Below are 18,995 nucleotides of genomic sequence, written 5' to 3'. Positions count from 1 at the left end.
TTAAAGCTACAGAATATTTCTTTTTAAGAAGCTACTTTTAAGTTTGCTATTTTTTCTTTTGCAATTTTTACACCATCAGAAGTAGCTACCCTGTCAACTCCAGTATCAAGATATTTTAAAGCTGTTTCAAGGTCTGTAATGCCGCCTGAAGCAATTATTTTAGCTTTGTTCTTAATGGTCTTTTTCATGATTTTTACGGCTGTTAGCGTAGCGCCGCTTTTAGAGAAACCACTTGACGTTTTAATGTAATCTACATTAGCGTCCAGGCAAATTTCACAAGCTTTAATGATTTCATTTTTATTAAGCTCAGAGATTTCTATAGTAACTTTTAAAGGAGTATTGCCTATAGCTAATCTTACATCGCTGATGTCTTTCAGTACAGAGACGTAATTTTTGCTTTTAAGAAATCCAAGATTGATGACCATGTCAATTTCATTGGCACCATCGAGTAGGGCCTTTTTAGCTTCATAAACTTTAGATGCAGTCGACATGGCGCCAAGCGGAAACCCAACAACAGCAGCTACCTTAATGGGGGTTTTATTGAGTAGCTCTTTGGTTAATGCTACATAAGAACTATTTACACTTACCGCGTTAAATTGGTTTTCTCTTGCTTCGCGACATAATTCAATTATATCGCGTTCTGTTGAGGTTGCTTTTAAAAGGGATAAATCTATGTACTCTGATATGTTCATAGGTATAAGTAGGTTTTTATTGCTCAGTCCGTTGCTGTAATGGCAAAAGAATAAGCTGCTATTAAAAAATTAAATTAAGTTTATATAAGTTTTGGGGACTTATTTGGTAGCTAATTTAAAAATTAAAATTTAAATCAGCTCAATTTAGGTCGAGCTTTTAATCCACATAGTTATTAACATCAATATTTTCAAAATATTGTGAGCAAGGAGAAAAACTGTTTAATTTTACCTTTTTCTTCTTAAAATACATCTTATTTCCTTATAATTCCTTTTCAGTCTTGCAGGCCTTTATTTTTAAGTTTTATTGGGAAGATGAATTTTAACTTACGAATGTCAAACAGTTTTTGCAAAGTCTTGTTTTAATTCGGAAAGCCTATCTTCAAAAGACTGCGATTTAACTGGATTAACTACGGCTTTAAAAAGATCTATCAGCTCCCTGTCGTGATATTCGCGCTTTTGCGTTAATAAGTTAAAATGTACGAGACTACTCCAAATAAATGCTTTTAAGTGGCTTTTGTCTTTGTTGTACATACGCATTTCAACTTGTAGTTCACTATTATTAAAGGAAAGTAATTGCGATTCAATAATAACTGTTTCCATTAATAAAGCAGGTTTTAAATAAACTATTTGGTTGCTACTGGATACCCAGCTTTTTCCTTCTTGCTTTGCTCTTTTATAAATATCGAAGTTGTAATTTTCTATAAGTACATCTTCACGGTGGTTCATAAAATAGTTTATATAGTTACCATTGTTTAGGTGGTTAAAGGGGTCACAGTCTTGAAAGCGTATTTTTGCCGAGCTTTGTAGAAGTTTTGGAAGTGTATTCATAAGTTTTGTTTTAAATATACCAATTGGTATATTATTGGTTAAAAAAATATTAAGTTTTTAGTTCATTACTAATAATCAGCTTTAATTGATCAAGAGTTTCGTGCATGTAAAGTTCATCTTGCATAGTATAGGTCATAAAAATGGCTCCTTGAATCAACGTATACAAGCGCTTTGAAAAAAGCATGGCATTTACCTCGGTCGATATTTCACCAGTTTCAATACCGTCTTCTATAATGTTAGCAATCTGGTCTTGTATTTTTTCGATGACCTGTCTCACGTTTTCAAGTAAAAGGGTGTTTTGATTATTGGCATCTACACCAATATTTAATACGGGGCAGCCACCAAGTTCTTGACTATATTTGTAGTAATTTCTATAAAAATCTACAATCAAATAGAGTTTTTGTATAGGGGAGTTACTTTGTTCTAGATGAATGGAAATTTGTTTGAGTAGATTCTTTACAGTAAATCTAAAAGCAGCTATAGCCAAGGCTTCCTTGTTTTTGAAATTTCCATATATGGCTCCTTTTGTTAAGCCCACTGCCTGGGTTATATCGTGCATGCTTGTGGCTGCATAGCCATTCTTGTTGAAGATAGGGGCAACCATTTCAAGAATATATTGCGATGTTATTTCTGCTTTTGTTTTCAATATGAAGCGAATATAACAAAAAAATATACCAATTGGTATATTTTAATAAAAAAAGCAACGCCTATATTTAAAATCTTAAATGGCGTTGCTTTTCACTAACCAACCAACCAACTAACTATCTACTAGACTTGTTTAATGCTGTTTTGTTACAATATCAACCATTTTTTTAAGTTACAAGATCGGCTTGGTTTCTAAATACTAGGGTGTTGTCAAAGGCATCCAGCAAAATAATACTGTCTGTGGTAACGTTTCCTGCCAGTATCTCTTTGCTCAAAGCATTAAGAACTTCTTTTTGTATCACGCGTTTAACTGGTCGTGCTCCATATTCTGGATTATAGCCTTTATCAGCCAAATAGGTTATAGCTTCTGGTGTTGCATCAAAAGTAATGCCTTGTTGAGCAATCATTTTCGTTACATTTTTGAGTTGTAATTCAACTATGGCTATAATGTTTTCTTTGCTTAATGGAGTAAACATGATAGTGTCGTCAATTCTGTTCAAGAATTCAGGGCGAACCGTTTGTTTTAATAAGCCTAAGACATCTACTTTAGATGCTTCGATAGCAGATTCTATATCTTTGGTTGCTTCAAACCGCTCTTGTATTAAGTGACTGCCAATATTTGAGGTCATGATGATAATCGTATTCTTAAAATCGGCAACACGCCCTTTGTTATCAGTTAAATGCCCTTCGTCAAGTACTTGAAGCAAGATGTTAAAAGTATCAGGATGTGCTTTTTCAATTTCGTCAAGAAGCACTACAGAGTAAGGTTTACGCCTTACAGCTTCGGTTAATTGTCCGCCTTCATCATATCCTACATATCCAGGAGGTGCTCCTACTAATCTGCTAACAGCATGACGTTCTTGATATTCGCTCATGTCGATTCGTGTCATGGCATTTTCATCATCAAAAAGATATTCGGCCAAAGCTTTAGCCAATTCGGTTTTACCAACTCCCGTTGTTCCTAAAAACAAGAAGGTACCAATAGGCTTTTTAGGGTTTTGTAGCCCAGCACGGCTACGTCTTACGGCGTCGCTTACTGCAGTAATGGCTTCTTCTTGACCAATAACGCGTTTATGTAGCTCGTCTTCAAGTTTTAGTAATTTTTCACGTTCGCTTTGTAGCATTTTCGTAACGGGTATGCCTGTCCATTTGGCAACGACTTCAGCAATGTCATCGTAGGTAACCTCCTCTTTAATTAAAGAACTTTCTGCTTGATTTTCTTGTAGTTCCTTCTGGAGGGTTTCTAAACGTTCTTGGGCTTCTTTTATTTTACCATAACGCAGTTCGGCTACCTTTCCGTAATCGCCATCACGTTCGGCTTTTTCAGCATCCAACTTAAAGTTTTCTATGGTCAATTTTGTGTTTTGGATGTTGTCGACCACTTCTTTTTCGCTTTTCCATTTGGCATTAATAGCGTTGCGTTCTTCCTTTAAATTGGCAAGATCTGTCCTTAAGGCCTTAAGTTTGGTCTCGTCTTTTTCTCTTTTAATAGCTTCTATCTCAATTTCCAATTGCATAATCTTTCTATCCAAAACATCCAATTCTTCTGGTTTTGAATTGATTTCCATACGTAATTTAGAAGCAGCTTCATCCATTAAGTCAATAGCCTTGTCGGGTAAGAAGCGATTTGTAATGTAACGCTGCGATAATTCGACCGCACCAATAATGGCTTCGTCTTTAATGCGTACCTTGTGGTGTGTTTCGTATTTTTCCTTAATACCGCGTAGGATGGATATGGCGCTCTCGGTATCGGGTTCGTCTACCATTACTTTTTGAAAACGACGCTCTAGGGCCTTGTCCTTTTCAAAGTATTTTTGATACTCGTCCAACGTAGTAGCTCCTATAGCTCGTAATTCGCCCCGGGCTAGTGCTGGTTTTAATATATTGGCTGCATCCATAGCACCTTGTCCACCACCCGCACCAACCAAGGTGTGGATTTCATCAATAAACAGGACAATATCGCCTTCGCTTTTAGTTACTTCTTTTACCACAGATTTTAAGCGCTCTTCAAACTCACCTTTGTATTTGGCGCCAGCGATAAGGGCTCCCATGTCTAAAGCAAAAATTTGTTTGTCTTTTAGATTTTCGGGGATGTCACCGTCAATAATGCGATGAGCTAAACCTTCAGCAATAGCTGTTTTACCTGTGCCTGGTTCGCCTACCAAAATAGGGTTGTTTTTTGTGCGGCGTGATAAAATTTGGAGAATTCTACGTATCTCTTCATCACGGCCAATGACAGGATCCAGCTTTCCGTCTTTTGCTAACTGATTAAGGTTTTTAGAATATTTGTTAAGGGCATTATAAGTGTCCTCTTGGCTTTGGGATGTTACATTTTCACCTTTGCGCAATTCTTGTACGGCTGCACTTAAGGATTTTTCTGTAACCCCTTGGTCTTTTAACATCTGAGCTATTTTACTGTTAGATTTAAATATGGCTAAGATTAAATGCTCTACCGATACATAATCGTCGTTCATTTTCTTAGCAATATTGACTGCTTCATTTAGGGTTTTTCCTGTTTCCCTGGATAGCATGAGTTCACCTCCAGAGACTTTAGAGAAACTTTCCAGTTGTTTGTCTAATGCTTGTTTTAGGATGTTAATGTTAACATTTAACTTTTTTAATATAAATGGTAAAACGTTCTCGTCAACTTCAAAAAGCCCCTTAAACAGGTGTTCGTTTTCTATTTGTTGGTGACCGAAGCCCTGAGCAATCTGTTGTGCTTGTTGGATGGCTTCTTGGGATTTTATTGTATAATTATTTAAGTTCATAATGGTAATTTTAGTTTCTTTACAACCGTTATCGGACAATAATCTTACCATCTGGTTTTATAAGACAAAATGTCTTTAAAATGATTGATATGTCTGACTTTTAGTCAGTTTGTAAGGTTTTCTATTGTGTCTAGACTATTGTTAATTCACAATTTAAAGTTATACATTTTATGGGGTTTATAAATAAACTATTTGGCGGTGCAACATTAGAAAAGGAAACAAAAGAGCTGCCGTGGATTGCATTGGAAGATCACGTCCAACTAGATGAGTTGGCCGAAAGATCGAACAACAAGATACAAGTCATTTTTAAACACTCTACACGTTGTGGAATAAGCCGTATGGCTCTTAACCAATTTGAGCAATCCTATAATGTGTCGGACGATGCATTGGATCTTTATTATTTGGACCTGATTAGTTTTAGGGATCTGTCAAATGAAATAGCTTCTAGATTTCAGGTGTGGCATGAATCACCTCAAATTTTGGTGATTAAAGAAGGGATAGCCATAACGCATGCGAGTCATGGAGCGATTACTGATGTTGATCTTAATAGGTTTATTTAACTTGAGTTTCCTTGAAAAAAAAGAAATAAGCTATTTGTTTGTTTATGGTACTTTGCTAAAGGGTTGTGATAATGAGATGTCGCAATTTTTGGCTGAGCATTCCCACTTTGTTGAAAAGGGCTTTTTTTATGGCAAACTTTATGAAGTTGATGGTTATCCGGGAGCTATTTTAAGTACGAATCCTGTTGATAAAGTTTATGGGAGTGTTTACAAGGTGCTAGATGCCGAAATGGTGTTTAAAAGCTTGGATGATTACGAAGGTATAGATATTAGTGTCTCAGAGCGCGATTTATACAAACGTTTGCGGGTTAAAGTGTATATGGAATCTGGAGTGTCATTGCAAACTTGGGTTTATATCTACAATCTCTCCACTCTGGGTTTACAGCTCATACCGTCTGGAAAGTACTTGCAGGGAAATCAATAGAAAAGATTTATTGAGATTGTTTTTCGATGAAGATGGAATATAATGACAGCATTTCCAATTTTAGGTCTTTTGGTAAAAGTTTGTCTTCGTATTGATTATTTCTTAGAATTAGAATTATCAAGCTAAGTGAAATTTTGTTTCTTTGCAGCGTTTTTACAGTGCCTATGCATAATTTTGGAGATTCTTTATTTCATCCCTTACAAAACAATTCTAAGCATGCTTTGCCAGAAGCGTTTACATTTCCATTTTATTATGAGCCTCATCCGTTAAGCATAGAGGCGGCAGAATCTTTACAGGCCTATTTAGAATCCCAAACCGATTTTGAACATAATTTTGGATTGGATGCGCATATAGATGGTAGTCCAATAGGCAAGATGTTTGGAGTGATGGTCGTTAAGGACGTTGAAGGGAACTTGGGGTATCTTGCAGCCTTTTCAGGAAAGTTAACCGATAGTAATGATATCAATGGATTTGTGCCGGCTATATTCGATACTTTAAATGAGACTGGGTTCTATAAAAAAGGAGAAGCTAGGTTAAATGCCATGAATGCTGCTATTGTGGAATTGGAAAATGCTCCAGAGCTGGGAAAAGCAACAGCGTTGTTAAACGATAATAAAACAATTTCCCAGAACGAATTACAGGCTCTTAAAGCAGAAATTAAAGTTGAAAAGCAAAAACGTAGGCAACGGAGAGAGGAAGCTGAAAAGATGTTGTCTATACAGGAATATGAAAGTCTGGTAGAGGAATTAAAACACGAGAGTATTAGTTATCATCTGCGATTAAAACGTTTAAAGATATATTGGGAGAGCAAAATACAGGAAGATAAAGCAGCTTTGAATGTTTTGAAACAACCCATAAAGGATTTGAAAGAAAGGCGAAGTGAGCTATCGGCATCCTTGCAAAAGCGTATTCATGAACAGTATAAGTTTTTAAATGCTAAGGGCGAAACCAAAGATTTGCTTGCTGTTTTTAAGACAACCAAGGCATCGGTTCCTCCTGCTGGATCGGGTGAGTGTGCGGCACCCAAATTATTTCAGTATGCCTATAAAAATAAGTTAACACCAGTTTGTATGGCGGAATTTTGGTGGGGCATATCACCAAAATCTGAAGTACGGAAGCACAAACATTTTTATCCTTCTTGTAGAAGTAAGTGTGAACCCATTTTAGGACATATGATGGAAGGATTGTATGTTGATGAAAATCCCATAGAAAAGGCTGTTAAATTTGATTGGTTTTTAGATATTATTTATGAAGACGATCATTTGTTAGTCCTTAATAAGCCCCATGAGTTTTTATCTGTTCCGGGAAAGACATTAAAAGAATCGGTGCTTACCCGAATGCAATGCTATTTGCCTAATGCTACAGGGCCTTTATTGGTACATCGTTTAGATATGTCGACTTCAGGGTTATTATTGGTTGCCAAAAATGAGCATGTACATAAGCAATTGCAGCGACAGTTTATAGAACGTACTATACAAAAGCGCTATGTTGCGTTATTAGATGGTCTTATTAAAGAAAATAGAGGAAGCATTAATTTGCCTTTGCGTGTCGATTTAGACAATAGACCCCAGCAGTTGGTTTGTTACGATCATGGTAAATCGGCTAAGACAATGTATGAAGTGTTGGCTGTTGAAAATGGCAAAACCCGTGTTTATTTTTACCCCTTAACGGGACGAACGCACCAGCTACGTGTGCATGCAGCCCATATTGATGGTCTAGAAGCACCTATCGTGGGAGATGATCTATACGGTAAAAAAGGAACCCGTTTGCATTTGCACGCCGAGTTGTTGAGTTTTACTCATCCTATTACAAAGAAAACACTTAACGTACAGTGTAAGGCTCCTTTTTAGAGTTTATCTGGGAGCACAAAGTGTACTGTATTTTATTTGTGTATTTTTAAATCAGAAATAGTATTGTGATAATTATAAAATACCTGTGGATTTTATGAAATATAAATGCATAATCTTTGATTGTGATGGCGTGCTTGTTGATAGTGAGGAAATTTCAAATAGAGTGTTGATTGAAATGATGGACGCTATTGGTGTAAAAATGGAAATGGAATATGCAATGGAAAATTTTACAGGGAAATCCCTTAATAGCATTTTAAAATATCTGGAAGGCCAGATTAACAGAGAATTACCAAGTCATTTTGAAAAAGAGTTTAGGGAGCGTACGTTTAAACGTTTTAAAACAGATTTAAAGCCAATAAAAGGGATACATACATTATTGGATAAAATTAAAGTTCCGTATTGTGTAGCTTCTAGTGGACCGACAGAAAAAATAAAACTGAATTTAACTACAACAGGTTTGATAGGAAAGTTTGAAAATAAGATATTTAGCTCCTATGAGATAGGGAGCTGGAAACCAAGTCCTGGTATTTTTGAATATGCAGCAAGAGAAATGGGTTTTAAACCTAGCGAATGTGCCGTTGTTGAGGATAGTATTTATGGGGTGATAGCTGCAAAAAGAGGCGGGTTTGATGTCTTTGGTTTTGCAAATGGAAATAATAAAAGTGAACTTGAAAATGAGGGAGCCATAGTATTTTTCGAAATGGAAAAGCTGATAGATTTTTTATTTGTCGATTAAGTCAACTGTTTTTGCTTAGGTATAAATTTGTACGACGCAAAAAAAAAGAGCTGCCTTTTTTAGACAACCCCTTTTTTAATCCTATAAAAACAACCAAATCTAATTGACTGTTGTTGCTTTTAATTTTTTACTCCATACCTCACCATTAGGATAACTATAAGTTTCTAACGATTCTGGTTTCATGGTAATACTGTACCCTGGTTGTTTAGGAGGCATATAGGCTCCATTTTTGATGACTACAGGTTCAAAAAAGTGCTCATGTAAATGGTCAACAAACTCAATAATTCTATCTTCTGTTGTACCGCTTACAGCAATGTAATCTATCATGGATAAATGTTGTACGTACTCACACAATCCTACACCTCCTGCATGAGGGCATACAGGTACATTGTATTTAGCGGCTATGAGCAAGATGGCTAGTATTTCATTAACACCTCCAACGCGACAGCTATCTATTTGACAAATTTGAAGTGCATTAGCTTGTATAAGTTGCTTAAAAATAACCCGGTTTTGGCAGTGTTCGCCTGTGGCCACCTTTATGGGGGCAACAGCTTCGGCTATTTTTGCATGCCCTAAAATGTCATCAGGGCTTGTGGGTTCTTCAATCCAATAGGGGTTGAATTTTTTTAAGGAAGCCATATTTTCAATAGCCTCGTCTACGTCCCATTTTTGGTTGGCATCCATCATCAATTGAAGGTCGTCGCCAATCTCTTCACGAATAATGGCTGCACGACGCATATCGTCTTGTAAATCAGATCCAACTTTTATTTTCATGTGTTTAAAGCCTTCAGCTTTAGCTTCACGGCATAAACGGCGCATTTTCTCATCAGAATAACCTAACCAACCAGCAGAAGTAGTATAAGCAGGATAACCATTTTCCAATAAATTTGCAATACGTTCGTGTTTAGTGGTCTCTTGTTTTTTTAATAACTCCAATGCTTCATTAGGTGTAATCGCATCAGTGATATAAGTAAAGTCTATACACGAAACAAATTCCTCTGGAGACATGTCGGCTATTAGTTTCCATAATGGTTTACCTGCTACTTTAGCATATAAGTCCCAAACAGCATTTACGACAGCACCGGTAGCTAAATGTATAACGCCTTTTTCTGGGCCTAACCAACGTAATTGGCTATCGCTTGTAATCATTTTCCAAAAGCCTCCCATATTTTGGGTAAATGATTCTAGGGATTTGCCAACTACCAAATGAGACAAAGCTTTTATGGCTGCTACACATAATTCGTTGCCACGACCAATGGTAAATGTTAGTCCATGTCCTTCAAATTCTGGGTGATTGGTCTTTAAAATAACATATGCAGCAGAATAATCAGGATCTGGATTCATGGCATCAGAACCATCTAAGGCATCACTAGTAGGGAACCTAACGTCCTTACTAAGCAACTCTGTTATTATTATAGGTGTATTCATAAATTTTTTTAAAAAGTATATAGAGCAAAACTAGGGCATCTTTAAGACTGTTTCTACTAATTTAACAACTCTTGCTAGTACTTTTTTTGCTTTTTAAATGAAGAGCCTTATACAGTGGGTTTATTGATAGTTTTTATTAAAAGCAATGAAAATTGAGTGCTAGTTTTTATGTGCTAAGGAAAACAGGTTTATCAGTTGCCTTGTTTTTAGGTCTTATATATGGGATTTCGATGAAGTCTTATTTTATCAATACCCATTGCGCTCTTAAAATTGAATTGGATATGATAAAAATCATATTTTAATAGTCATGTATGGCTGAACTTTGTGTAAGAATTTAAAAGATAAATCACAATGACAGGGTTTAGAAATATAAGTTTAGGTATTTGGAGTTTACTGGCATCCTTCCTTTTTATATCACAGGTAAGTGCTCAAGAATTTGATTTAATAAACGGGGAATCTTCTTTAAAAGTTTTAGGGACTTCTAGTTTGCATGATTGGCATATAGAAGCTGAGGAGCAAAGCGGTAGTATAAAATTTTCTGATATTACTACAGGGAATATTACAGCATGTCAGGTTAAAATAGTATCAGAGAGCTTGAAAAGTGGGAAGAGGACAATGGATAAGAACACTTTTAAGGCATTAAGAACAGACGATTATCCAAATGTATTGTTTCAACTAGTGGAAGTAAAAGAGATAACAAACAAAGGAGCTGGCAAATTTTTGGTAAAAACAGTAGGGGATTTAACAATTACAGGAGTTAAAAAGCAGGTGGATATAGATTTTACAGTTGCAATAGCCAATGAAAAAGTGAGTTTAACAGGAGAAAAAAATATAAAAATGACAGACTTTAATATTGATCCGCCAACGGCTTTGTTTGGAACGATTACAACCGGAAACGATTTAACCATAAAATTTACAACAATTTTTAGATAAACTATAGAATAACTTAACACTAAATTTAAATATCATGAAATCAATTTTAAAAAGATCAATACTATTGATAGCCATATTAACCGGATTTAGTTTTTATGCGCAAAACAGAAGTTTAGATAACTACAGAGACCCAGACCAACGAGGCGTTAATGTTTTTGAACCAGCTAAAGATACTGTTTCTACGTACGATGGTGTAAAAGTAAGACTTGGAGGCGCTTCAACACTACAATTCCAATCTTTAACTCAGGAAAACTCAAACAGTGATATCACGCTTACAGATCTAGGATCTAATTTTAACCTTGCAACCGCTAACCTAGATTTAGATGTTGCTTTATACGATGGTGTTAGAATGCACTTACGTACCTATTTGTCTTCTCAACACCATACAGAAGCTTACGTTAAAGGCGGGTATATCCAAATAGATAAATTGGACTTTATCAGTGAGGGCTTTGCAGAGGATTTAATGAAGTACATTAGAATTAAAATCGGGCATATGGAAAATAACTATGGTGATGGTCATTTCAGAAGAAGTGATAATGCCATGGCACTACATAATCCTTTTGTTGGTAATTACCTAATGGATGCTTTCACTACCGAGGTAGGGGCAGAAGTATATTACTTAAACAACGGATGGTTAGGTATGGTTGGATTTACAAATGGTAAATTAAATCAGAATGTAACCGACAAGGATCAAACAAGCCCTTCATTTTTAGCTAAATTTGGATACGATAAACAAGTTAACACTGATTTCCGTTTCCGTTTAACAGGGTCATTATTTCATAGTGCTCACAACAATGCCAGAGGAATTTACCTTTATAGTGGTGACAGAGCAGGATCTCGATACTATACTGTAATGAATGGAAAAGATGTTAATGGAGATGCTGTTGGTGATAGTTTTAGAGCAGGTAGAATCAATCCAGATTTAAAAAATGAGATGACCGCCTTCATGATAAACCCATTCTTGAAATATAAAGGGTTAGAGTTTTTTGGAATCATAGAATCTGCCAAAGGGAAAAAAGTTAGTGAAACTAATGATAGAACTTGGAATCAAGTATCAGGTGAGTTACTTTACAGATTCGGAAATAAAGAAAACTTGTATTTAGGAACACGTTATAATACCGTTAGTGGTGAGTTAACAAGTGGAGACAATGTTACTGTAAACAGATTCCAATTAACAGCAGGTTGGTTTATGACCAAAAACATCTTAATGAAAGCTGAGTATGTTAACCAAAAATATAACGATTATCCTAGTGCGGATTACCGTTATGAAGGTAAGTTTAATGGTTTAGTTTTAGAAGCAGCCATCAGTTTTTAAAATGCAATAGTGAACAAGCTAATAGTTAGTAAAGCCTCTGGATTATATGACTGCTTAAAGTGTTGTATGTTCAGGGGCTTATTTTTTTTTAATCGAAAAGAATTCCTCGACGCTTTGCGTTAGGGTTTCCACTGACATTGTTATTCATGGAAATGGGAATCTAAATATAGAATTTCGGTTTTTGACCTAAAAGGTTAAAATGAAACGAGCGAAATACCTCTATGGCTCAACCTCGAGGATAGTTCGTTTCAAGAAATTCTTTATTTAAGTCTAAAGTATTAAATTTGTTATTGTGATTAATAATAACCCGTTGTGCATATTGAGTCAAACTAGTTTCAAAAATGTCGGTTCGATTGATTTTTATATAAAGAATAGTATCGAGAACTATTTCAAAGGCTAAAATTTTTATTTTCGATACAAATTTTATTCGTTTCAATCGTTAAATCGAATTGAAAGAATTTTGTCAAAAATATACAATGGGTTAATAATAGCAAAGATGAAACATCCATAAGAGAAATGCTTTTTGGGCGACTTAATGATTATATGGATGTTGTATGTGTCCTTAGAAGAAAAAATATGAGCACATGAAAAGGATTGTTTTTATAGGTACTATTATAACTTTGTTGGCCTTTACCAACAAAAATAGTTTCGTTGGTACAACGTCTGTCTTTATTACCCCAGAGAGTACGCTCTTTGTTAAAGGAGCAACTAATGTTAGTAGTTTTATTTGTTATTACGATATTAACCAATTGGTTAAGCCCATTCCTATTATTTTTGAAAAGGAAGCAAACAAAATAGTTTTTACCAAAACAACACTAGTTTTGGACAACGCCCATTTTGATTGTGGGCACAAAGGAATGAATAATGATTTTCAAAAATTATTAAAGTCCGATGCATATCCCAAAATATTTCTTACTCTAAAAGAAATAAAGAAGCATGAAGTGAATAATAACCTTATTCAGGCAAGTTTAGATCTTAAAATAGCAGGTGTTACGAGCGCGTATACAGTACCTGTAAAAATGGATACTTCAAATGATATGAGCGTTAAAGGTGTTTTAAACTTGAAGCTTAGCGATTTTAATCTGGAACCTCCTAAAAAGTTTTTAGGCCTGATAGTTGTTAAAGATGCTATTGAAATCAATTTTCAACTTCAGCTTAAAGAAAAATAACTTCTTAAAGATTCCTGTCTTTTTTATTAACTTTGTAGCCTTTAATAAATTAGATGGCGACGAGAAAAAAAGTAGCATTTTATACCCTGGGTTGTAAATTAAATTTTTCTGAAACTTCAACCATAGCGAGAAGCTTTTCTACCGAAGGTTTTGATCGTGTTGATTTTTCCGAAAAAGCCGATATTTATGTCATTAATACCTGTTCGGTAACCGAAAATGCCGATAAGCGTTTTAAATCCATAGTAAATCAAGCGCATAAGAGTAATGCGGATGCTTTTGTTGCCGCTATTGGTTGCTATGCACAGCTTAAGCCTCATGAGTTGGCCGATGTTAATGGTGTGGATTTAGTACTTGGAGCTACTGAAAAATTCAATTTAACCAGTTATATAAACGATTTATTAGAGCAACCAGAACGTAGTCGCGGAACAGGAGAGGTGCACTCGTGTGATATAGAAGAAGCCGACTTTTATGTGGGATCCTATTCCATTGGAGACCGTACCCGGGCTTTTTTGAAAGTACAAGATGGGTGCGATTACAAATGTACCTATTGCACCATCCCCTTAGCAAGAGGAATATCACGAAGTGATAGTCTGGAAAATGTATTGAAGAATGCTAGGGAGATTTCAGAGCAGAATATCAGGGAGATCGTTCTTACAGGTGTTAATATTGGGGATTATGGAAAGGGAGAATTCGGAAATAAGAAGCATGAACATACTTTTTTTGAATTGGTAAAGGCTTTGGATGAAGTTGAAGGTATTGAGCGTTTGCGTATTTCGTCTATTGAACCTAATTTACTTAAGAATGAAACGATCGATTTCGTTGCCTCCAGTAAAGCTTTTGTCCCGCATTTTCATATTCCGTTACAGAGTGGTAGTAATACCATTCTTAAAAAAATGAAACGCCGTTATATGCGTGAATTGTATATAGACCGCGTATCAAAAATTAGGGAAGTAATGCCGCATGCTTGTATTGGAGTAGATGTTATAGTTGGGTTTCCAGGAGAAACTGATGCCCATTTTCTTGAAACCTATAATTTTTTAAACACGCTCGATATCTCTTACTTACATGTATTTACCTATTCGGAACGCGATAATACCGAAGCAGCCGAAATGGAAGATGTGGTGCCAATGAAAGTTAGGAATAAAAGGAGCAAAATGCTAAGAGGCTTATCGGTTAAAAAACGCAGAGCTTTCTACGAAAGTCAATTAGGAAGTATGCGTACGGTACTCTTCGAAAGTGAAAATAAAGAAGGATATATACACGGATTTACGGAAAACTATGTAAAGGTAAAAACACCGTGGAATCCCGAACTCGTAAATACACTTCACAATATAGAACTCACCCGGATTGACGACGACGGATTGGTACGATTCGAGTTCGCGAACGTATATTCTGGTTAATTTAGTGTGCTGATATAGAGGTTTAACCGAATTTTATACGTCTTAACCGATTTTTTATACAAATATCGTATTGACTTTTATTTTTACCTCATATAATCCCCAAATTGTATGAAAAAAATAATTTCAATCTTTTACTTAGCCTGTTTGTTGGTATGCTTTTCCAGTTGTAGTAGTGATAATGACGATAATGCTCTTGAAGGAACATGGAAATTATCCGCTTGGCAAGTAAATACACCAATAGATTTAAATAGTGATGGTGTAAAAAGTTCTAATCTGTTAACAGAGTTTGGCTATCTAAATGATTCAGCCTTGGTTATAGCCGACAATTCTAATGGCAGTATTTTTTATTCAGCTCTAAATGTTTCATTTAATGCCATAACGGAAGGTGATATGCTGACTTTTATGTCCACTTCGGTTACAGATTCAGATAATGTACCGCACCCTTTTTCTTATACTAAAAGTGATAATACTATTATAATAGATGCAGACATCACTTTTAACAAAGTTGGCGGCAGTTCAGTTTTGATTTTTAAGGATAATGCACTTGTAATGGAAGTGCCTAACGGGTTTGTGGTTAAAGATAGCGAAACGTTAGAAACTATCCTTTCTCAGGATGTAACTTATGTATTTACAAAAGAGTAAACTTAAGAGTTTCTTAAGAAGATTATGCTTTTGTATCTATTGAACACTAAAACCAAGTCACTGTTTAAAATTTCAAAAAAGAAGTTAAAAGAGCTTTTAACCTTTACTAACACAGGTAAGTAGAGGTTTGTGGTCTAACAATCTATAATTTAAATAACTTAAATCCTTACTCCTACAGGTAGCATTCGTTTGTATTTTCTGTTACTTCTAACAAATTTTGCAATTTCAGGGCTTGTAGGGACAATGCTTAAATTGCGATCTTCAATTTGTTTAAAAACAGCAGATAGAAATTCTTTGCTAAAATCTTCGTCATTAATTTCTTCAGGAATAACAAGCTTTGTTAAAAAGATTTTGCGCTCTTGCAAGGAGTATTCAATTTTAGCTAAATGATCATCAATTTTAATTTCAAATTGGCGTAAGAAATCATTGTCTATTAATTCTGCAACATCAATCATGGTGTGTGTGTTTTATTTCAATGGAATATTAATAGTGAGGACTATTTATTAGCTTTGTGATACAAATTTACAAAAAAAAAGTATCACTCTAAAGTAGAATTTAAGTTAATGCCTTATTAAATAAACTATTAGGTGGATTTTTATGGTTTATGAGAAGTTACTTTTATTAGTAGTAAAAAATTATTTGATTAAATGCCACAAAAAATAATTCATATTTATTTGATGCCGGGCATGGCTGCAAGTCCAATCATTTTTGAGCACATTAAATTGCCCGAGGATAGGTTTGAAATTCATTGGTTGGAATGGATAATGCCGTTAAATAACAATGAATCACTTCATGATTATGCTTTGAGGCTATCCAAACATATAAAACATGATGATGTTGTTTTATTAGGAGTATCATTTGGAGGTGTATTAGTTCAGGAAATTAGTAAGCATATTAAGGTTAAAAAACTAATTATAGTTTCGAGTGTAAAAACAGTTAAGGAGTTACCAGTGCAAATGTTATTGGCATGTAAAACAAAAGCTTATAAATTAATACCAACCCAGTTAGCGTCAAATATTGATATATTGGCAAAATATGCTTTTGGGAATGGTATAACAAAACGTTTGGATTTGTATAAAAAATATTTGTCTGTTAATGCCCCGGAATATTTAAGTTGGGCCATTAAGCATATGGTGTGTTGGAAGCAAGAGTTTTTTCAAGAAGATATTGTACATATACATGGCGATAAAGACGCAGTATTCCCTATAAAAAATATTCAATCTTGTATTACAGTAAAAAATGGTTCCCATATAATGATTATCAATAAATATAAGTGGTTTAATGAACATTTACCAAGAATCATTTTAAACGCTTAATAGAGCCCTTTCAATTATTTTTTTTAATTTTATGCAAAACTTTTTAATGATGAAGATAGTAGAAAAAGCACTGGCGTTTGTGGGATTATTAAGTTTATCTGCCTTGTTTATTTATGCCCTCCAAGACGCTCCAACCGATGAGAATTTTGAAAAAAAGCTTATAAACGATTATAACGTTTATGCATTACAGGTGCCCGATAATTTAGATTTTGCAGGAGAACAGATGCCCTTAAAAAACCCTGATATCCTAGAACGTATGGACAGAGAGTTATTGGTCAATACCTATTGGCAGTCTAATGGGTTACTTATGTTTAAAAGGGCGAGAAAATACTTTCCGATTATGGAACCCATCCTCGCTAAATATGGTGTGCCCGATGATTTTAAGTATTTGGCCGTGATAGAAAGTGGTTTGACCAATGCTGTATCTCCAGCAGGAGCCAGAGGTGTATGGCAAATCATGAAATCTACTGGAAGAGAAAATGGCTTAGAAATAAATACAAATGTAGACGAACGTTATAACTTAGAGAAAGCAACCGAAGTCGCTTGTAAATACCTGTTAAAATCGAAAGAACAACTAGGTTCTTGGACATTGGCAGCAGCAGCATATAATGCAGGAAACGCAGGTGTCTCCAGACGTTTAAAAGAACAGAATGTAACTAATTACTATGATTTATTGTTAGGAGAGGAAACGGGGCGATACCTCTTTAGAATTGTTGCTTTAAAGGAAATTTTAACCAACCCAACAAAATATGGTTTTAATTTTAGGGAGAAAGATCTGTATAACAATGTACCAACATATAAAGTTGAGGTCGATACAGCCGTAACTAATTTTTCAAAATTCGCTGAAAACTTTGGGATCAATTATAAAATCTTAAAGCTTCATAACCCTTGGTTAAGAGAACGACATCTTAATAATAAATCTAGAAAGTTATATTTTATTGATATTCCCAAAGATGGATATTATGATGTGCAATAAATTACCTTGAGCCAAGAATACTAAGCATTCAAACTTGCGTTAAACCAGTTCTATAAAAGCATGGCTGTCTAATTTAAGGCAGCTTTTTTATTTGTTTTGTTGTATATCCATGAAAAGAAGTGCTCAGAAAAAACAAGGCACCTATAAATAGATTTATAAGTGCCTTATTTTTTATTATATGTATAGCCGTTTTAACCTCTTCTTTTCTGTTGTCTAAGGGAACCGCCAGATCCGTAATGTTGGTTAGGCATTTGCGCGCGTTTCATGTTCTCTTTCATCATTTTAATTTGATCTGTAAGCATGCCGCGCTTATCTAATTTTTGGGCCTCTGTTAAGAGTCTTTGCGCTTCTTGCTTTCTACGCTTGGAAAAAGCAATACCCGATAAGTTAAGTTTTGCCATAGCCAGGTCGTGATCCATGGATAAGCCCAAAGTAATAGCTTTCTTAAAGTACTTTTCCGCTTCATTCATGTTGGTTTGCGAAACCATAATCCCATGTAGGTAATTATAATAACCTTGCTGTTTGGTTACTAGGGCAGCTTCTGGATTTTTGATTTTGTTAAGCCATTTTTTTGCTCCTTCAAAATCTTGTTTACGCAATCTTAAAAAAGCCAATAGAATAAATTCATTTTTAAAATAAAGGAATACAAAAATTAAGGAAAGTAATATAAACATAATGCCATTACCTATATAACCTTCAGTAAATTGATAAATAGCAAAAGCAATGATACCAGCCGCAATAATAAGTTTTATAATTTTATTGTACATTTTGACGTAAATTTAAATAGGTGATTGGACACTCAATATTTTGTAGATAGTGCCCTTTTAATTTAGACTGCAAAGAAACTAATTTTTTATTTAATTTACCCATGCTGATTTAATAAATGCTGGAGTAAATAGACCTTCTATGCTAGTGTTTTTATAGTAAAAGATCAAAAAAATAAGGATGTGAAAATATTTTTAAATAAGGTTTGTCAAAGTAAAAACTCTTTGTATATTTGCACTCAGTTTTGGAAAAAACACCAAATTAAAGATAATACATTCAGAATTAAAGATACAAGGTAATGAGTAAAAGAACGTTTCAACCATCAAAGAGAAAGAGAAGAAACAAGCATGGTTTTAGAGAGCGAATGGCTTCTGCTAACGGTAGAAAAGTCCTTGCTCGTAGAAGAGCTAAGGGAAGAAAAAAACTTTCTGTATCTTCTGAAACAAGACATAAAAAATAATGATTTTTCATTGTTAATAATTTAAAGGTGTTGCTTATGTGTAACGCCTTTTTTTATATCTGCTTATCACCTAGCAATTTTTAAGATT

The 18,995-nt window shown here is 34.8% G+C and carries 19 protein-coding genes; 12 read left to right on the top strand and 7 right to left on the bottom strand.

Annotation, left to right across the window (positions count from 1 at the left end):
• Positions 1 to 23 precede the first annotated feature (23 nt).
• From deoC to clpB, 4 genes are all read right to left on the bottom strand, one after another.
• Complete coding sequence (gene deoC, locus ABD792_RS18720; RefSeq protein WP_345008033.1) at positions 24 to 692, bottom strand: deoxyribose-phosphate aldolase; 669 nt, start codon at positions 690 to 692, stop codon at positions 24 to 26.
• A 333-nt stretch (positions 693 to 1,025) separates the two neighbouring features.
• A complete protein-coding gene (locus tag ABD792_RS18715; RefSeq protein ID WP_345008031.1) occupies positions 1,026 to 1,520 on the bottom strand; it encodes an acyl-CoA thioesterase in 495 nt (164 codons plus the stop codon).
• A gap of 49 nt (positions 1,521 to 1,569) precedes the next feature.
• Positions 1,570 to 2,166, bottom strand: coding sequence for a TetR/AcrR family transcriptional regulator (locus tag ABD792_RS18710; RefSeq protein ID WP_345008029.1), 597 nt, complete (start codon positions 2,164 to 2,166; stop codon positions 1,570 to 1,572).
• A 166-nt stretch (positions 2,167 to 2,332) separates the two neighbouring features.
• Entirely contained in the window at positions 2,333 to 4,933 is a 2,601-nt protein-coding gene (gene clpB, locus ABD792_RS18705; RefSeq protein WP_345008081.1) for an ATP-dependent chaperone ClpB, read from the bottom strand.
• A gap of 170 nt (positions 4,934 to 5,103) precedes the next feature.
• Between clpB and ytxJ the strand changes: the two genes are divergently transcribed.
• From ytxJ to ABD792_RS18685, 4 genes are all read left to right on the top strand, one after another.
• Positions 5,104 to 5,493, top strand: coding sequence for a bacillithiol system redox-active protein YtxJ (gene ytxJ / locus ABD792_RS18700; RefSeq protein ID WP_345008027.1), 390 nt, complete (start codon positions 5,104 to 5,106; stop codon positions 5,491 to 5,493).
• Complete coding sequence (locus tag ABD792_RS18695) at positions 5,453 to 5,917, top strand: gamma-glutamylcyclotransferase family protein (RefSeq protein ID WP_345008026.1); 465 nt, start codon at positions 5,453 to 5,455, stop codon at positions 5,915 to 5,917. Before ytxJ ends, ABD792_RS18695 begins: the two co-directional genes overlap by 41 nt.
• Before the next feature lie 164 nt (positions 5,918 to 6,081).
• Positions 6,082 to 7,767, top strand: coding sequence for an RluA family pseudouridine synthase (locus ABD792_RS18690; protein WP_345008024.1), 1,686 nt, complete (start codon positions 6,082 to 6,084; stop codon positions 7,765 to 7,767).
• 94 nt (positions 7,768 to 7,861) lie between these two features.
• Positions 7,862 to 8,503, top strand: coding sequence for an HAD family hydrolase (locus ABD792_RS18685; RefSeq protein ID WP_345008022.1), 642 nt, complete (start codon positions 7,862 to 7,864; stop codon positions 8,501 to 8,503).
• A gap of 99 nt (positions 8,504 to 8,602) precedes the next feature.
• On the opposite strand, the gene ABD792_RS18680 is transcribed toward ABD792_RS18685, so the two are convergent.
• Positions 8,603 to 9,931 carry an L-fuconate dehydratase gene (locus ABD792_RS18680; protein WP_345008020.1) on the bottom strand — a complete coding sequence of 443 codons (1,329 nt, stop codon included), beginning with the start codon at positions 9,929 to 9,931 and terminating at the stop codon, positions 8,603 to 8,605.
• A gap of 351 nt (positions 9,932 to 10,282) precedes the next feature.
• Here ABD792_RS18680 and ABD792_RS18675 point away from each other — a divergent pair, with 351 nt between their 5' ends.
• The 5 genes from ABD792_RS18675 to ABD792_RS18655 all read left to right on the top strand — a co-directional run bounded on the left by ABD792_RS18675 (position 10,283) and on the right by ABD792_RS18655 (position 15,390).
• Entirely contained in the window at positions 10,283 to 10,864 is a 582-nt protein-coding gene (locus tag ABD792_RS18675; RefSeq protein ID WP_345008018.1) for a YceI family protein, read from the top strand.
• A gap of 34 nt (positions 10,865 to 10,898) precedes the next feature.
• Positions 10,899 to 12,179, top strand: a complete 1,281-nt coding sequence (locus tag ABD792_RS18670) for a hypothetical protein (protein WP_345008016.1) — start codon at positions 10,899 to 10,901, stop codon at positions 12,177 to 12,179.
• A 584-nt stretch (positions 12,180 to 12,763) separates the two neighbouring features.
• A complete protein-coding gene (locus tag ABD792_RS18665) occupies positions 12,764 to 13,348 on the top strand; it encodes a YceI family protein (protein ID WP_345008014.1) in 585 nt (194 codons plus the stop codon).
• A gap of 53 nt (positions 13,349 to 13,401) precedes the next feature.
• The gene (gene mtaB, locus ABD792_RS18660; protein ID WP_345008012.1) at positions 13,402 to 14,748 is read left to right on the top strand and encodes a tRNA (N(6)-L-threonylcarbamoyladenosine(37)-C(2))-methylthiotransferase MtaB; all 1,347 of its coding nucleotides are present in this window, start codon (positions 13,402 to 13,404) and stop codon (positions 14,746 to 14,748) included.
• A gap of 108 nt (positions 14,749 to 14,856) precedes the next feature.
• Positions 14,857 to 15,390: a hypothetical protein gene (locus tag ABD792_RS18655; protein ID WP_345008010.1), complete on the top strand. Its 534-nt coding sequence runs from the start codon at positions 14,857 to 14,859 to the stop codon at positions 15,388 to 15,390.
• A gap of 158 nt (positions 15,391 to 15,548) precedes the next feature.
• Here the strand turns inward: ABD792_RS18655 and ABD792_RS18650 are convergent, their stop codons facing one another.
• Positions 15,549 to 15,845: an N-acetyltransferase gene (locus ABD792_RS18650; protein WP_345008008.1), complete on the bottom strand. Its 297-nt coding sequence runs from the start codon at positions 15,843 to 15,845 to the stop codon at positions 15,549 to 15,551.
• A 192-nt stretch (positions 15,846 to 16,037) separates the two neighbouring features.
• Here ABD792_RS18650 and ABD792_RS18645 point away from each other — a divergent pair, with 192 nt between their 5' ends.
• Positions 16,038 to 16,706 carry an alpha/beta hydrolase gene (locus ABD792_RS18645; RefSeq protein WP_345008006.1) on the top strand — a complete coding sequence of 223 codons (669 nt, stop codon included), beginning with the start codon at positions 16,038 to 16,040 and terminating at the stop codon, positions 16,704 to 16,706.
• A gap of 49 nt (positions 16,707 to 16,755) precedes the next feature.
• Positions 16,756 to 17,682: a lytic transglycosylase domain-containing protein gene (locus ABD792_RS18640; protein ID WP_345008079.1), complete on the top strand. Its 927-nt coding sequence runs from the start codon at positions 16,756 to 16,758 to the stop codon at positions 17,680 to 17,682.
• A 191-nt stretch (positions 17,683 to 17,873) separates the two neighbouring features.
• On the opposite strand, the gene ABD792_RS18635 is transcribed toward ABD792_RS18640, so the two are convergent.
• Positions 17,874 to 18,449, bottom strand: coding sequence for a DUF2892 domain-containing protein (locus ABD792_RS18635; RefSeq protein WP_345008004.1), 576 nt, complete (start codon positions 18,447 to 18,449; stop codon positions 17,874 to 17,876).
• A gap of 296 nt (positions 18,450 to 18,745) precedes the next feature.
• Between ABD792_RS18635 and rpmH the strand changes: the two genes are divergently transcribed.
• Positions 18,746 to 18,907, top strand: coding sequence for a 50S ribosomal protein L34 (gene rpmH / locus ABD792_RS18630; protein ID WP_027878648.1), 162 nt, complete (start codon positions 18,746 to 18,748; stop codon positions 18,905 to 18,907).
• The last annotated feature ends 88 nt before the right edge of the window (positions 18,908 to 18,995 follow it).

Source organism: Snuella lapsa (genome assembly GCF_039539345.1).
In the GTDB taxonomy this organism is placed as follows: Bacteria; Bacteroidota; Bacteroidia; order Flavobacteriales; family Flavobacteriaceae; genus Snuella; species Snuella lapsa.
This window is presented reverse-complemented; position numbering and strand designations above follow the sequence as displayed.